Genomic DNA, 14,798 nt, shown 5'->3' on the forward strand with positions numbered 1-14,798 from the left:
AATTTGCGTAAATTTCGTCACAACTACGGTGCTAAAAACACCGTGCCAAAGATAATCAAACCCTTCAAAGCGCATATGCTGTATGACCATAAACTGTAAAGGCAATCTTATTGACTTAGGCATACCCAAAATTATGGGGATTTTGAACCTTACCCCTGATTCTTTTTATGATGGAGGCAAGTTCAAGGACGATGCCCCTATATTAAAACAGGTCGAAAGAATGCTCAAGGAAGGTGCTACTTTTATAGATATGGGTGCCTATAGCTCAAGACCAGGAGCCGAACATGTTGCCGAAGATGATGAACTGAAACGATTGCTTCCCATTGTGGAATTGATTCTTTTAAATTTTCCTGAAACTTTAATTTCCATAGATACATTCAGAAGTAAAGTGGCTTCGAAAAGCTTGCTACGGGGTGCAGCCATGATCAACGATATTTCTGCCGGTAATTTGGATTCGGACATGTTTACCACCATCGCCGACTATCAGGTTCCTTATATCATGATGCATTTAAAAGGCACTCCGCAGTCCATGCAGAAAAAAGCGGTTTATGATGACTTGATCAAAGATCTTCGTTTTTATTTTTCAGACAAAATTAGCGAGACCACCAAACATAAAATCAATGATGTGATCATAGACCCTGGCTTTGGCTTTGCCAAGACCACTGAACAAAACTATACCTTGTTGAACCACCTGGATCTTTTTAAAACTTTTGAAGTGCCCATTTTAATAGGTTTAAGTCGAAAATCCATGATCTACAAAGTACTAAAATCATCTCCTGCCGAAGCTTTGAATGGTTCAACTGCGCTGCATACAGTTGCTTTGTTAAAGGGTGCCAATATTTTACGGGTTCACGACGTTAAAGAAGCAAGGGAGTGTGTAGAACTTGTTGAAACTTTGAAAGCCAATGCGCTCTAATATTTGGTTCTGCTATTTTTGCTAATTTTACAAAAACACCACGGTTGGATTTTCTAAATTTTCTTGAATTTAAAATCACAGATGTCATCGACATAGTCCTCGTGGCCGCCCTACTCTACTATATTTATAAATTGGTCAAAGGTACCGTGGCAATAAATATTTTTATTGGAATTGTCATTGTATGGGCCTTGTGGAAATTGACCGAACTACTCCAAATGAAAATGATCAGTAGCATGGTGGGTGGTTTTATGAATATTGGGTTAATTGCATTGATCATTGTATTTCAACAAGAAATCCGAAAATTCCTCTTAATGATCGGCTCAACCAATTTTGCCACCAAAAGAGGTTTTATCAAACATTTCAAGTTTTTAAAACAGGAAGCCATGCCGGGTGATACCAATGTAGAGGCGGTGGTGGCAGCCTGCGAAAAAATGGGGTCAACAAAAACAGGGGCGCTTATTGTGATGGAACGAACCAATTCCTTGGATTTTGTGAAGATAACCGGGGATAAAATGAATATTGAAATCACACAGCCCATTTTGGAAAGTATCTTTTTTAAGAACAGTCCCTTGCACGACGGAGCTGCAATAATTCAAGATAATTACATCACTGCAACACGAGTTATCTTGCCCGTATCCAATGATAGAAACATTCCTTTGCGTTTCGGATTGCGCCACCGAGCTGCTGTGGGCATTAGCGAAAAAACGGATGCCATTTGTTTGGTGGTCAGTGAAGAAACAGGATCCGTTTCCTATATAAAAAATGGCGAATTTGTTCCATACAAAGGTCTAGATGAGTTGACCAACTTCTTAAAAAAGGATTTGGAATAAGATGAACTGTAAAAACTGCAATGCAAGCCTAAGGTCCGATTTTGGTTATTGCCCTTCTTGTGGGGCAAAAATTATCCAAAATCGGTTAACCCTTAAAAATGTCTTCCAAGATTTAAGCTTTCAGGTTTTTAATTTGGACAATACCTTTTTAAAAACTTTTCGACATCTTTTTTCCAGGCCCGAAATAGTCATCAATAGTTATATACAGGGAACTCGAAAAAGATACATGAACCCCATCAGCTATTTTGCCATTGCCATAACCTTATCGGGGATAATGTTTTTTGTGCTAAGAAATGTCTATCATGTCAACCTAACCAACAATAGTTTTTCGGATAACCAGCCAACCAACATGGAGTTTGTCTTCGATTACCAGGGTCTGTTGTCCTATCTAATCATGCCCGTATACGCTTTAATGACCTGGCTGCTTTTTATAGATAAGAAAAAACTTAATTACACGGAACACCTTGTCGCCAATGCATACATAACAGGGCAAACCTCATTTGTTCAAGTTGCAGTGTGCTTACTTCTTTTTGGCATATTTGATATCAGGTACGATATTTTCAATTGGGCATTTCTATTGCTAATTGTTGTATACCAATTTTATGTCTTGGGAAAAATTCACAAAACTAAATTTCCAAGTACCTTTCTTCGAGGTTTGGCCTACTTGATTTTACTTGTTATCGTAATGTTGATTATGGGAATCTTGATTGTTCTTGTATCTCTTTTATTAGGACATATGACCATTGAAGATTTTAGGCCAAAGTAATTTTTATAGTTCTCTCGGCACCAGAATTCTTAATGTCTTTATTCTCCTAAAGGAAATCATAATTAACATTTTTTTGCTTTTGCCTATTCATACATTTGGTTTCAAAATCAACTAGAAATGACAAAAATTACCACCCTCTCCATTTGTTCCGTATTGTTTTTGGGATTCTTTGGGCATGCGCAGACCCAAAAAGATTCCATCGAAATTAAGCAAACGGCGTTGGACTATATTGAATCCCAACACAATGTAAATCCGGAGCAATTTGCACGGGCTGCGCACCCGCGTATGGTAAAAAGAACCTTCTGGACCGATAAGAGCACACAAAAAGAGTATTTAAGGGAAACGTTTACCGACGCTATGATCTTATTGGCTGAAACCTATAATACGAAGGGGGATAAATTTCCCGAGAACCCCAAAAAGGAAGTGCTCATTTTGGATATTTATGACAAAACCGCTTCGGTAAAATTGATTGCTGATGAATGGGTCGACTATATGCACGTCATCAAACTAAACGGAAAATGGCAAATTGTGAACGTGCTTTGGCAGTTTAATGACTCAAGTTTGCATTAAGCAACCTCTTCGGCCAAAAACTGTGCCTCATACAAATCATTGTAATACCCGCCTTTTTTAAGCAATTCGCGGTGCGTACCCATTTCAACTATCTGCCCGGCATCCATTACAATAATTTTGTCCGCTTTTTTAATTGTCGCCAAACGATGGGCAATGATAATTGATGTTCTTCCCTCCGTAATCTTGTCCGTGGCTTGTTGAATCAGTTGCTCAGAATAGGTATCAACCGAAGATGTTGCTTCATCGAGTATCAAAATACTGGGATTGCTCACATAAGCGCGTAAAAAGGCGATCAATTGGCGTTGGCCACTGGAAAGCATGCTTCCTCTCTCCTTTACATTATATTGATAACCTCCAGGCAGACTTGCTATAAATTCGTGAACTCCAATTTGTTTGGCCGCAGCTTCAAGGTCAGAAATCGTTACCGATTCATCACGTAGTGATATATTGTTGGCAATAGAATCCGCAAAAAGGAAAACATCTTGCAGCACGACTGCAATTTGGGAACGTAGTGTACTCAAAGAGTACTCTTGAATGTTATGCCCATCTATTAGGATTTGACCGGAATTGATTTCATAAAAACGGTTCAATAAATTAATGATGGTCGATTTTCCAGCTCCCGTAGCTCCAACAATGGCCACGGTCTCGCCAGCTTTTACATCGAAGGAAATTCCATGCAAAACTTCTTCATTCTCCACATAACCAAACCGAACATCCTTAAATTGAATATTTCCTTGTACATCTTTCTTTTCCAAGGTGCCATTGTCCACAATTTGGCTATCCGTATCCAATATTTTGAACACTCTGTTGGCTGCAACCATCCCCATTTGCAAAGTGTTGAATTTATCTGCAATCTGACGAAGTGGGCGGAACAATAAATCCATCAAAAAGAAAAAAGCGAAAATGGAACCTTTGGTCTCCAGGGCAACATTATCCAGGTTTTGAATGATTCCAAAGTAAACCACCAAACCTATACCGATGGAATTTGAGATTTCGGCAATTGGAAAAAAGATGGAATTGTACCACACCGTTTTTAACCATGCATTCTGATGTTTCTCATTGATCTTTCGAAACTTCTCCTTTTCAATTTCCTCCCGGTTAAAGAGTTGTACAATCTTCATTCCCGCAATGCGCTCTTGCACAAACGAGTTGAGATTGGAGACCTGGGCACGAACTTCAATAAAGGCCACCTTCATTGCTTGTTGAAAAAGTCGCGTAGCTATCAAAATAATGGGTAAAATTGCAAATACGATCAAGGCCAATTTCCAATTGATATAAACCATTACCGCCGCGCCGGAAATCATTTTGAGCAAATCCGCAACAATCACAAAAAAACCTTGACTGAATATTTCACCAATGCGTTGCATATCGGCCACGGCCCTTGTGACCAATACGCCTATCGAAGAATTATCAAAATAGGTCATTTTAAAACCCATCATCTTTTGGAACAGGCGTATGCGAATATCCTTAATAACAGATTCGCCCAACAAGTTTGCATAATAATTGAACGAAAGTTGACAAATCACCTGTCCCAACAAAGCACCCAACATAACCAATACTACAAACAATAACTGGCCGCTATCTTTGTTGGCTAAGGGTTCATCTACAATGAACTTCACCAAAATAGGCGTCAAGACCGCAAAACCCGCCGACAAAATGGCAACCACCGCAACGACCCAAAAAGTAACCCTATAAGGTTTGGTGTGCGCAAATATTCGTTTGAACAAACCAAAGTCAAACGCTTTTCCTATTTCATCATTGTTGCTCATCAAATATCCTTTTTGGGTATGAGACCTTTGTCAAATATAATCCTTTTGCAGGCACCGAAACCCCTGCTTTTCCCCTATCCTTACTTTGTAAAATGGCTTTGATTTCTTCAGGTTTCATTTTGCCAAGGCCCACATCGAGCAAAGTACCTACAATCGCCCGAACCATATTACGCAAAAAGCGGTCTGCGGAAATGGTGAAAATCAATTTGTCCGGTTTTATCTCCCAAAAAACGCTTTTAACATCGCAGAGGAATGTTTTTACATCAGTGTTGGATTTGGAGAAGCATTCAAAATCTTTATGATCCAATAAATACTTGGCCGATTGGTTCATGGCATCCACATCCAAGGGGAGTTTTACGAAATGGGCAAAATCAGAATAAAAAGGATTCTTCTCTTGAACAATCCAATATTCGTATGCGCGTTCCGTAGCATCAAATCGAGCATGGGCCTCAGCATTGACCTTTCTAATATTTTGCACTGCGATATCTTCTGGCAGGAATGCGTTCAATCGATACAGAAGTTCTTCTGTATCCTTAATGGTGTCGACATCAAAATGAGCGAACATTTCCTTGGCGTGTACTCCGGAGTCAGTTCTTCCCGCACCGACCACCTCAATTTTATCCCGTAACAAAGTGGACAATGCTTTTTCCAGCACCTCTTGAACAGTTATTGCATTGGGTTGGTTCTGCCAGCCGTGATAGGCTTTTCCGAAATAAGAAAATTGGATAAAATATCTCAATTGGATCCCTTACTTTTAAGTTGTTAAAGATACTTTAATCCCATCCAATAGAAATCTTACTATAATTTTTTAGCATATTTTTAGCGTTATGACTAAAATTTTGTTGCTTTCCGATACGCACGGACATATGGATGATTCCATTTTGAAATATGCTGCCCAAGCTGATGAAATTTGGCATGCCGGGGACATTGGAAATCTCGAGGTAATGGATAAATTGGAAGCGTTGAAACCGGTCAAGGCCGTTTTTGGTAATATTGATGGCCATATTATACAAAAGGAGTTTCCAGAACATAATCGTTTTTTATGCGAAGGAGTGGATGTCTGGATTACCCATATTGGGGGTTATCCTGACAGATACAATGTGAGAGTTCGAGACGAAATCAAAAAGAATCCCCCAAAATTGTTTATTTGTGGGCATTCCCACATATTAAAGGTGATGAACGACAAAAAATTGAATCTGCTACATATGAATCCCGGGGCTTGTGGAAAGCATGGTTTTCACAGGGTAAGAACTATGCTCCGTTTTGTGATCAACGGAGAAAACATTTCAGATTTGGAAGTCATTGAATTGGGAAAAAACTAAATGAAACACCTATTTTTCAGCATCCTTTTGCTGCTGTTTGCCTGCAAAAATCAGGACAAGCATAAACAAACATCTGCAGTTACCGAACCACAAAGTGAGGTAATACTCTACATTTTAGGGACAATCCAAGATGCGGGAAGTCCTCATATTGACTGTCAAAAAGAATGTTGCTCGTTGCTGTTCCAAAACCCTGACCCCGACCGCAAGGTGGTTGCTTTGGGTGTGGTAGACCGCGAAAATGGAAAATCGTTTCTTTTCGAAGCCACCCCTGACATACCTTCTCAATTGCGATTGCTCAGTAATTTTTCTGGAAAGCACAATGACATTCCCGATGGTATCTTTTTGACCCACGCCCATATAGGTCATTACACAGGATTAATGTTTTTGGGGCGAGAAGCTAAAGGAGCCAATCAAGTACCGGTATATGCAATGCCCAAAATGAAATCTTTTTTGGAAACCAATGGCCCATGGGACCAATTGGTCTCGTTAAATAATATTACCCTAAAAGAGATTCAGGACGAAACTTCGGTACAACTTACTTCAAATATCGCAGTTGTTCCCATACTTGTTCCCCACAGGGATGAGTATTCAGAGACAGTGGGATATAAAATTATCGGCCCGAACAAGTCCGTTCTTTTTATACCTGACATTGATAAATGGCATAAGTGGGAAAGGAACATTATTGATGAAATTAAGAAGGTCGATTTTGCATTTTTAGATGCTTCTTTTTTTAACGAAAAGGAAATTGACAATCGAGATATTTCAGAAATACCCCATCCTTTCGTGATTGAAAGCATGAAGCTTTTTGATGACCTTTCCGATACGGAAAAGGCAAAAATTCATTTTATTCATTTCAATCACACCAACCCATTATTGAATCCAAAAAGCACAGAATCCAGATTGGTGGAGATTCAAGGCTTTAATGCAGCCAAGTTTTTGCAAAACTTTGGCCTTTAGTGCACCTATGGATCCGTAAGCAATACCGGGTCGACACGTCTAAGAAATCAAACAATCCAAAAACAAATGAAAACACTACGCTTAAAATTACTCGGAATTGCTGGAATTTTATTGTTGGCGTCATGCGCGCAGAAAAACAAAAAAGCTGAAATGGCTCCAGAAACTGTTGTAGAAGCAGTTGAAAAAGCTCCTGTTTATGACACCAATCGTCCGGAAACCGTTCTGGCCGCAGTTGAATACGCCCATGGAGGCTGGAATAATCTTTGGAAAAAGGGCGATGTGGAGTATACCTATAATTACCAATCATCTGCGAATGGAAAAGCTGACGTTTCAGTGGAGCGCTACATATTTGGCTCTGAGGTTTCGTATGGCAATTATAGTCAACATCAAATCAACTTTATGCAAGATAATGACGATAAAGTGATACAATATTTTAATGGTGACGAAACCACAGTTTTGGTAAATGGAGAAGAAAACCAAAATCAAGAATTGTTGGCGGTGAGCGACTTCCTAAGAAGAACCAATTATTATTGGTTTACCATGCATTACAAACTTAACGATAAAGGTACCACTGCTGAATATGTAGGTCAAGAAACCTTTAATGGCATAACATATGACAAAATTCTTGTGAGCTACGATGCCCAAATTACGGGGAAAGAACAAAACGATGCCTATTTGGTTTTTGTAAATCCCGAAACGAAACTGATTGACCGATTTTTCTTCTCGTTACCGTTTTTTGGGATTGACGATACTGTTATAGCTGCCAATTATGAATATGAAAATATTGATGGACAGTTAATTTCAACAAAACGATCTTACTTTATGCCCAGTGAAGAAGGGTACTCGGAGGAACCCAATCTGGTACAGACATTGACCGATATTAAATTTGAAAATGGTTTTACCGCAGAAACTATACGACAATAGATAAAGATAACTGTTGATTAAAAATAAAAACCCCGGCAATGCCGGGGTTTTTCGCACTAATACTACTAAGATGTTAGGTTTAACGTAAGCGATCAACAGATTTTACAAGATCTTCATCCTTTTTGATAGCTCTGTTGGCCAGAACCAGAAAAACGATAGAAAATACAGGAATCAGCATCCCAATACCCTTCTCAGAAATGGTGTTTTCTCCGGATAAGTTTAGCGATCGGTAAACGAAAAATCCTAGTAAAAAAAGATTTAATATCATATTCAATCTGTTCAATACAAATTGATTTTGCCTATTCTTATACTTAAAAATCGAAATCAAAGCCAAGGAGGCGATACCATAAAAGACGATACTTATCCAAAGCTCATTTTTGGCAAAAAAAGCAACTCCTTCAGCGTCCGCCCATAAACTTAAAACCAATGGTAATACCCCAGAGCCTAGCGCTACAATCAATAAAAAAAACGTTTGAATTCGTTGAATCATTGTCTAAATCGACTTCTGAGGGCAAAAATAGTCGTCTTTTTGGTATTTGCCATCTATTTGTTGAAAAATAATTCGTATAATTGTGTCGTTATTAGCAAGCACTCGCCCAAGGAAATCTTTCCTATCGTAGTACCCCAAATAACTTTTACTTCAAATTACATTCGATAAGTTTAATTTATTCACCATTTAATGTTTGAGATTTCAGATCTAAAAGCTAAAAAGCTACCTGAATTGCAGGAAATTGCAAAGAACCTAAATGTTCCCAAATTCAAGGCCCTAAAAAAACTTGATTTGGTGTACCAAATCTTGGATGTTCAGGCATCCAACCCAAAGGTTGTACAAGAAAATACAGCCCCCCAACAAGAAAACGGAGTGCCAAAGCCGAAACGAGCCAGAACCCCCCGTCCAAAAAAAGAACTAAAGGATAGTGTTTCTTCCGAAAAAGAGAACACTCCCGAGAAAGCCCCAGAAGACAAAAAGGAAGCTACAGAAGACAAAAGAGAAGCTCCGAAAGAGCAACCAGCCAGAAAAGAGCACCACAAACAAAATGGTCACCAAAAAAGCCAGCATAACAAAAAAGGCAGCCAACACCATAGTCGTGGCCATGAAAAGAAAAGCAGCAACTTTGATAAAGATTTAAAAAATCGATATAAAGAACCTGAATTTGAATTCGACAGCATTATCGAAAGTGAAGGTGTTCTTGATATCATGCAGGATGGATATGGTTTCTTGCGCTCTTCAGACTATAACTACCTTTCTTCACCGGATGATATTTATGTTTCCCAATCACAAATCAGGTTATTTGGATTAAAGACTGGAGACACCGTTCTTGGAAACGTAAGACCTCCAAAGGAAGGAGAAAAGTATTTTCCTCTGATCAAGGTTACCAAAATAAATGGATTGGACCCACAGGTGGTTCGTGACAGAGTTTCTTTTGAACATCTTACTCCTTTGTTTCCGAAGGAAAAATTCAAATTAGCGGAACGACAAAGCACTTTGTCAACACGTATAATGGACTTGTTCTCACCTATTGGTAAAGGGCAGCGTGGTATGATCGTATCGCAACCAAAAACGGGTAAGACCATGCTGTTGAAAGATATTGCCAATGCAATTGCAGCTAACCATCCCGAAGTATACCAGATTATTCTTTTGATTGATGAGCGTCCAGAAGAAGTTACCGATATGCAGCGTAACGTTCGTGGCGAAGTAGTTGCTTCAACCTTTGATAAAGAGGCAACAGAGCATGTTCGCGTAGCAAACATTGTAATAGAAAAAGCCAAAAGATTGGTAGAATGCGGTCATGATGTAGTAATTCTACTGGATTCCATTACCCGATTGGCCCGTGCGTACAATACCGTTCAGCCCGCTTCTGGTAAAGTATTGAGTGGAGGTGTTGATGCCAATGCGCTTCACAAGCCTAAAAGATTCTTTGGAGCGGCCAGGAACATTGAAAATGGAGGCTCACTTTCCATAATCGCGACAGCTTTGACCGAAACTGGTTCCAAAATGGACGAAGTTATCTTTGAAGAATTTAAAGGAACGGGTAATATGGAGCTTCAGTTGGACAGACGAATTTCCAACCGTAGAATTTTCCCTGCGATCGATTTAATATCCTCTTCTACCCGTAGAGACGATCTTCTCTTGGATGAAACCACCATACAACGCATGTGGATCATGAGAAAGTATTTGGCAGATATGAATCCCGTTGAGGCGATGGAGTTTATGGAACAGCGTATTAAACAAACCAAAAACAACGAAGAATTTTTACTCACTATGAATGAGTAACGGAATCCTTTATTGTTTTGAATAACACATATTTGAAACCCTTTGAGCTGACTCAAAGGGTTTTTTTCTTAAAGGGTTTTACAGAAAAAACATATCTTTAATACGGTTTCCTCAACCCATAAACTAAAACACTTTAATATGAAAAACCTCAAAACCGCATTTGCTATGCTGCTTGGTTCATTTATCTTGATTCTTGGAGCATGTAAGCAAGTTCAAAAAACCGAAGAACCAAACGAAGAACCCAAAGAACGTGTGACACCGCCTGAACAAATTATATCATTGGAAGAATCCAAATCCTTGTATGACAATTATTCCAAAAACCGGGTTGAATTGATACAACAGTTTGAAATGGAGCAAAACCAAGATGAAGGTTTCCGTCCTGCCAGATTCTCCTCATGGGATTATACCACCATAAAACAATATATGGCATTTATTGAGCAAGAGGCCAAAGATGCTAAAGTGGACATTGCCTCTTTACGGTTTTATTTCGGAAATTACCCCAATAAAGAGAAATTTCCTGATGGTAAAAAAGTGGTTCATCCCAGGCAGAATTCTGTTTTTATTGTTCCCACAATAACTGTAGATGGTCAAAATTATGGTTTTTATATTGGAGAGGATGGCAAAGCAAAACTAATTAAGGATGCTGTTGGTGCCAACGGGATTGGAAACACACAGCAAAAGGAGCAAAAGGCCTATGCAAGTTTTGTTCCAAGCCTGCCCGAAGCTCCTGCGCTTAATGGAGGCCAAAGTTTAACCATGAACCGAAGTACCTCCGGTCCCCCTCCTAGTTCAGATTATTAAAATATCATGCCTCAAGAGTTAGTTAATTTCTTAGAAGAGCATTACTGCATACCCTTATATCTGATTGCTTGGATTATTGCCATTTTCAGATATAGGAGGTATTATGATACCATACTGAAGTATTTTCCAGTATTTATCATCTACACGTTTTTTACAGAACTCTTGGGGTATTTTATTAAATACAATGACAACTTTCAATTTTTCTCAGATAATCGTTACAATTGGCATAACATAATTATCTATAATATTTATTCGGTTGTAACTTTTTGTTTTTTCTATTACATCTATATCAATATCCTAAAAAACAAAAAGCACAAGGTTCGGGTAAAGTATGCCGCCATATTGGCTCTTCTAGGCTATGTGATCAGCTTGTTTTTCCAAAATCCGTTTCATATAGGCCTCTATTATGCTGATTTGGTCGCATCAATTGTACTATTATATGCCATTGGGCTGTATTTCATTGAAAAAAGAAAAGAAGAAAGCCATTATTTGTTACGACATAATCTGCTATTTTGGGTGAGTCTAGGACTTTTTATTTTCCATATATTTTTCCCATTCATTTTCATTGCGGCCTATGACTTCCCCATTTTCTACTATGAGTATCGTTTGCATGATTTCTTGAAAATATTAATTGTGGTGATGTATCTAATCTTTATAGCAGGTTTCCTTGTGGGCAAAAGAAGGTCCTTCAGATAATTGGCCAGTTTTCACCACACCTTTTCTCCCTTTTACAACTTCATTGATCATTTCAACGATGAAATATATTATTTTGTAGGGTTTTTCGTTCATTTATTGCAAAAAAAGATTAAATGGGTTTCGTCGAAGAATAGTAACCGTTCACCGATATATGTAAGAAATCCATCTAAATAGAAACAGTAAAATTATTAGTTACGAATAACTTTAAATCAAAATTGGATACTGTTCCAATAAATTTTTAAGCGATGAAAAAGTCCCAAATCCTTTTATCTGCCCTTTGCATTCTTATGTTTGTATTTCACACTTCGTGTGTCAAGGACAGTCTTGATGGCCCCATTCCAAATCCAGATACCGATGGCGGAACGCCCGACCCGGAAGTTCCTATTGATGAACTGGAAATCACAGAACTGAAAATTCCAAGCGGATTCGAGTTCAAAACAGATAAAGAGGTACAACTTATCATAAATGATAATACTCCTGGTGTGAAGTATGATGTTTATGCATACAATGACCAAGTGCTTACCGGAGAACAAATATCGTATTTGAATGAAGAGAACGAAGAAGAAACCGGGGTTGAAATCTCCGTGGATAATTTGAATCATCTAATTTTTAGCGGTGTCCCCTCAGGAGGTAAGATTGAACACACCTTTGTGGTTCCCGGTTATTATGAAAAACTGTATATAAGACGAAAAGAAGGCTTTACCTATTCTTCAGCAGTGGTAAACATCTCGGGCACTGTGGTCAACTATACATATACTTCACAAAGTGGAAAAGGTGCTTCTACAGCTAAACCCATGGTAGAGGATTATCTCTATTGTGTGAATGGTTCCGGTGAAATGTTCCAAATTGACCCACTTAATGGAGCTTATACGTTTATCAGTGATATGCCAATGGGCAGTTGGACAGCGGCAATTGATCAACAAAACAAAGTTTTATATTCCATAGGAAGATCTGCGCCCAATCCATTAATGAAATATGATATGGTCAACGATACTTGGACCACCATTGGTGATTTGAATATTGGTGGCCCACGATTGGATTATAACGAAAATGATGGACTCTTATACTTTTCAACTGGGACCCGACTTTATACCATTGATCCACAGAATGCCAATATTTTATCCAATTGGGATATTATTGGACTTCATAAAAAGAACGGTGGTGATTTAGCCTTTGCTGACGACGGAACTATTTTTCTATGTTCTTTCTCAGGATTATACCGTCTAGACTTAAATGCCAATGGCGATTATGATGCTACCAGAATAAGTGGAGAAGACTTACCATTTGAGCCTACATCAATGACATTCGATTCCAACCAAGAACTATGGTTGGCCAACAATGGTGGCAATAGTAACTTGATTGTAATGGATACCCAAACTGGTGGCTGGGAGTATCGCTATGGTCCAAATTCAACCTCTGGAATATCCTTTAATCGAACCATCAATGATTTGACCACCTTCCGTATTTATGATGAAGTAACTGTGGACCCCGATACTGACGGAGACGGAATTACAGATAGCAATGATGCTTTTCCTGAGGAAGCAGATAAGGCCTTTGAACAATTTACCCCTAGTAAATATGGATGGGGTACGGTAGCTTTTGAAGATCTTTGGCCATTTTTAGGGGATTACGATTTTAATGACACTGCTGTCAATTACCGATTTGTTGCCATTTTAAACGCAGATAATATGGCTGTACAGCTCGATATCCATTTTGAGGTGACCTCAGATGGCGCAGCACTGATCAATGCCTTTGGGATTGAAATGGAAAGTATTCCCCCTAGTCTCGTAGAATCCGTTACTGGTACAGTATTGACCGAGGGATATATAAATGTTGCGGCCAATGGCCTGGAACAAGGACAAGACAGGGCTGTGGTTATTTTGTTTGACAATAATGAAACTATGTTGCATGTACCCACAACGGTTTCCGTGAAATTCACACAACCTATCACAACCGCCCAATTGGGCATTGCACCTTTTAACCCATTCTTAATAGTTGCCAAGGACAGAAGCAGGGAAATACATCTGCCAAATAGGTTCAGAACAACCTTAGGGGTGAACGATACATCTGTGGAAGGTGTAAATCAAGATATAGATGGAAATTATCAAACGGATTCTGGCTTACCATGGGCCATTAATATCGTCCATAATTTTAAACCTCCCAAAGAAAGTACTCCGATCAACCAGGCTTATAACTTTTTTAACCAATGGGCAACATCAGGAGGAGCCGTATACGAAGATTGGTATAAAGATTCCACAGGTTACCGGGATGAAACTAAACTCATAGATTAGATTGAACTCAGTTGTATAAACAAAAAAAACGCCCCTGCTTGGGGCGTTTTCTATTTTATTCAAGTGGCATGTACTTACATTGCAGCAACACTACTCATTAACTTGCTTTTCAAGTTTGCAGCTTTATTGTTATGGATGATGTTTCGCTTGGCAAGCTTATCGATCATTCCAACAACAGTCGGTAACAATGCTTCCGCAGCTTTCTTATCTTCCTCGTTACGCAATTTTTTGATTGCATTACGAACAGTTTTGTGCTGGTATCTGTTACGCAAACGTACTGCTTCGTTTCTTCTGATTCTCTTTAATGCTGACTTATGGTTTGCCATTATTTTAATTTAAAATGGATAATGAAAAACTGAAAATTGGCATGCCCGTTTTTCACCTTTCATTTAAAATTTACAATATTCTTTAGTAGCCCGTAGGGGAATCGAACCCCTGTTACCAGGATGAAAACCTGGCGTCCTAACCCCTAGACGAACGGGCCATTTCAAGCTTAAAGTTAAACTCACAAAAATCAAATACACTTTCAATTTTGCGCTTTTAACCTAGTACTTCGTAGCCCGTAGGGGAATCGAACCCCTGTTACCAGGATGAAAACCTGGCGTCCTAACCCCTAGACGAACGGGCCATAAGGTTGCATAATTGCGGATGCAAAAATACAACTATTTTTAAGTCTTGCAA

Annotated in this window: 15 protein-coding genes and 2 tRNA genes; 11 read left to right on the plus strand and 6 right to left on the minus strand. The window is 38.9% G+C overall.

All coding sequences use genetic code 11. The annotated features are described in order from the left end of the window. Positions 1-82: 82 nt before the first annotated feature. From folP to ACULLG_RS15660, 4 genes are all read left to right on the plus strand, one after another. On the plus strand, positions 83-916 hold the full coding sequence (gene folP, locus ACULLG_RS15645) for a dihydropteroate synthase (RefSeq protein ID WP_452127736.1): 834 nt from the start codon (positions 83-85) through the stop codon (positions 914-916). Between the two features lie 44 nt (positions 917-960). After that, positions 961-1,746 carry a diadenylate cyclase CdaA gene (gene cdaA / locus ACULLG_RS15650; RefSeq protein ID WP_452127737.1) on the plus strand — a complete coding sequence of 262 codons (786 nt, stop codon included), beginning with the start codon at positions 961-963 and terminating at the stop codon, positions 1,744-1,746. Between the two features lies 1 nt (position 1,747). Further along, the gene (locus ACULLG_RS15655; RefSeq protein WP_452127738.1) at positions 1,748-2,512 is read left to right on the plus strand and encodes a DUF3667 domain-containing protein; all 765 of its coding nucleotides are present in this window, start codon (positions 1,748-1,750) and stop codon (positions 2,510-2,512) included. A gap of 117 nt (positions 2,513-2,629) precedes the next feature. Then, positions 2,630-3,082, plus strand: a complete 453-nt coding sequence (locus tag ACULLG_RS15660) for a nuclear transport factor 2 family protein (protein ID WP_452127739.1) — start codon at positions 2,630-2,632, stop codon at positions 3,080-3,082. Here ACULLG_RS15660 and ACULLG_RS15665 read toward each other — a convergent pair. Beyond that, entirely contained in the window at positions 3,079-4,851 is a 1,773-nt protein-coding gene (locus ACULLG_RS15665; RefSeq protein ID WP_452127740.1) for an ABC transporter ATP-binding protein, read from the minus strand. The two genes, ACULLG_RS15660 and ACULLG_RS15665, sit on opposite strands and share 4 nt — an antisense overlap. Further along, the gene (truA, locus tag ACULLG_RS15670) at positions 4,838-5,590 is read right to left on the minus strand and encodes a tRNA pseudouridine(38-40) synthase TruA (RefSeq protein ID WP_452127741.1); all 753 of its coding nucleotides are present in this window, start codon (positions 5,588-5,590) and stop codon (positions 4,838-4,840) included. The genes ACULLG_RS15665 and truA overlap by 14 nt, the downstream gene beginning before the upstream one ends. Before the next feature lie 88 nt (positions 5,591-5,678). On the opposite strand from truA, the gene ACULLG_RS15675 reads away from it, so the two are divergent. From ACULLG_RS15675 to ACULLG_RS15685, 3 genes are all read left to right on the plus strand, one after another. Further along, positions 5,679-6,173, plus strand: a complete 495-nt coding sequence (locus tag ACULLG_RS15675; protein ID WP_452127742.1) for a metallophosphoesterase family protein — start codon at positions 5,679-5,681, stop codon at positions 6,171-6,173. Then, entirely contained in the window at positions 6,174-7,130 is a 957-nt protein-coding gene (locus tag ACULLG_RS15680) for an MBL fold metallo-hydrolase (protein WP_452127743.1), read from the plus strand. 66 nt (positions 7,131-7,196) lie between these two features. Next, positions 7,197-8,054 carry a DUF6503 family protein gene (locus ACULLG_RS15685; protein ID WP_452127744.1) on the plus strand — a complete coding sequence of 286 codons (858 nt, stop codon included), beginning with the start codon at positions 7,197-7,199 and terminating at the stop codon, positions 8,052-8,054. 79 nt (positions 8,055-8,133) lie between these two features. Here ACULLG_RS15685 and ACULLG_RS15690 read toward each other — a convergent pair whose 3' ends face one another. Beyond that, on the minus strand, positions 8,134-8,544 hold the full coding sequence (locus ACULLG_RS15690) for a DUF4293 domain-containing protein (RefSeq protein ID WP_452127745.1): 411 nt from the start codon (positions 8,542-8,544) through the stop codon (positions 8,134-8,136). Positions 8,545-8,733: 189 nt separating this feature from the next. Between ACULLG_RS15690 and rho the strand changes: the two genes are divergently transcribed. From rho to ACULLG_RS15710, 4 genes are all read left to right on the plus strand, one after another. Then, positions 8,734-10,329 (plus strand): transcription termination factor Rho, encoded by a 1,596-nt coding sequence (gene rho / locus ACULLG_RS15695; protein ID WP_452127746.1) that lies wholly within the window; start codon positions 8,734-8,736, stop codon positions 10,327-10,329. A 138-nt stretch (positions 10,330-10,467) separates the two neighbouring features. Next, the gene (locus ACULLG_RS15700; RefSeq protein ID WP_452127747.1) at positions 10,468-11,130 is read left to right on the plus strand and encodes a hypothetical protein; all 663 of its coding nucleotides are present in this window, start codon (positions 10,468-10,470) and stop codon (positions 11,128-11,130) included. A 6-nt stretch (positions 11,131-11,136) separates the two neighbouring features. Beyond that, complete coding sequence (locus ACULLG_RS15705; RefSeq protein ID WP_452127748.1) at positions 11,137-11,826, plus strand: hypothetical protein; 690 nt, start codon at positions 11,137-11,139, stop codon at positions 11,824-11,826. Positions 11,827-12,071: 245 nt separating this feature from the next. Continuing rightward, positions 12,072-14,117 (plus strand): LruC domain-containing protein, encoded by a 2,046-nt coding sequence (locus tag ACULLG_RS15710; RefSeq protein ID WP_452127749.1) that lies wholly within the window; start codon positions 12,072-12,074, stop codon positions 14,115-14,117. Positions 14,118-14,191: 74 nt separating this feature from the next. Here the strand turns inward: ACULLG_RS15710 and rpsT are convergent, their stop codons facing one another. The 3 genes from rpsT to ACULLG_RS15725 form a co-directional block, all read right to left on the minus strand. Beyond that, a complete protein-coding gene (rpsT, locus tag ACULLG_RS15715; RefSeq protein ID WP_420320054.1) occupies positions 14,192-14,443 on the minus strand; it encodes a 30S ribosomal protein S20 in 252 nt (83 codons plus the stop codon). 86 nt (positions 14,444-14,529) lie between these two features. Continuing rightward, positions 14,530-14,601 (minus strand) — tRNA-Glu (locus tag ACULLG_RS15720). Positions 14,602-14,673: 72 nt separating this feature from the next. Next, positions 14,674-14,745, minus strand: a tRNA-Glu gene (locus ACULLG_RS15725). Positions 14,746-14,798: the final 53 nt, after the last annotated feature.

This window comes from Flagellimonas sp. 2504JD1-5, assembly GCF_053618295.1.

What these genes read in the sequence shown, in the direction of transcription:
- ACULLG_RS15665 (WP_452127740.1), bottom strand. Translation starts at nt 4,851, where the DNA reads ATGAGCAACAATGATGAAATAGGAAAAGCGTTTGACTTTGGTTTGTTC.
- ACULLG_RS15690 (WP_452127745.1), bottom strand. Translation starts at nt 8,544, where the DNA reads ATGATTCAACGAATTCAAACGTTTTTTTTATTGATTGTAGCGCTAGGC.
- folP (WP_452127736.1), top strand. Translation starts at nt 83, where the DNA reads ATGACCATAAACTGTAAAGGCAATCTTATTGACTTAGGCATACCCAAA.
- ACULLG_RS15700 (WP_452127747.1), top strand. Translation starts at nt 10,468, where the DNA reads ATGAAAAACCTCAAAACCGCATTTGCTATGCTGCTTGGTTCATTTATC.
- ACULLG_RS15660 (WP_452127739.1), top strand. Translation starts at nt 2,630, where the DNA reads ATGACAAAAATTACCACCCTCTCCATTTGTTCCGTATTGTTTTTGGGA.
- ACULLG_RS15685 (WP_452127744.1), top strand. Translation starts at nt 7,197, where the DNA reads ATGAAAACACTACGCTTAAAATTACTCGGAATTGCTGGAATTTTATTG.
- ACULLG_RS15710 (WP_452127749.1), top strand. Translation starts at nt 12,072, where the DNA reads ATGAAAAAGTCCCAAATCCTTTTATCTGCCCTTTGCATTCTTATGTTT.
- ACULLG_RS15705 (WP_452127748.1), top strand. Translation starts at nt 11,137, where the DNA reads ATGCCTCAAGAGTTAGTTAATTTCTTAGAAGAGCATTACTGCATACCC.
- rho (WP_452127746.1), top strand. Translation starts at nt 8,734, where the DNA reads ATGTTTGAGATTTCAGATCTAAAAGCTAAAAAGCTACCTGAATTGCAG.
- rpsT (WP_420320054.1), bottom strand. Translation starts at nt 14,443, where the DNA reads ATGGCAAACCATAAGTCAGCATTAAAGAGAATCAGAAGAAACGAAGCA.
- ACULLG_RS15655 (WP_452127738.1), top strand. Translation starts at nt 1,748, where the DNA reads ATGAACTGTAAAAACTGCAATGCAAGCCTAAGGTCCGATTTTGGTTAT.
- ACULLG_RS15680 (WP_452127743.1), top strand. Translation starts at nt 6,174, where the DNA reads ATGAAACACCTATTTTTCAGCATCCTTTTGCTGCTGTTTGCCTGCAAA.
- ACULLG_RS15675 (WP_452127742.1), top strand. Translation starts at nt 5,679, where the DNA reads ATGACTAAAATTTTGTTGCTTTCCGATACGCACGGACATATGGATGAT.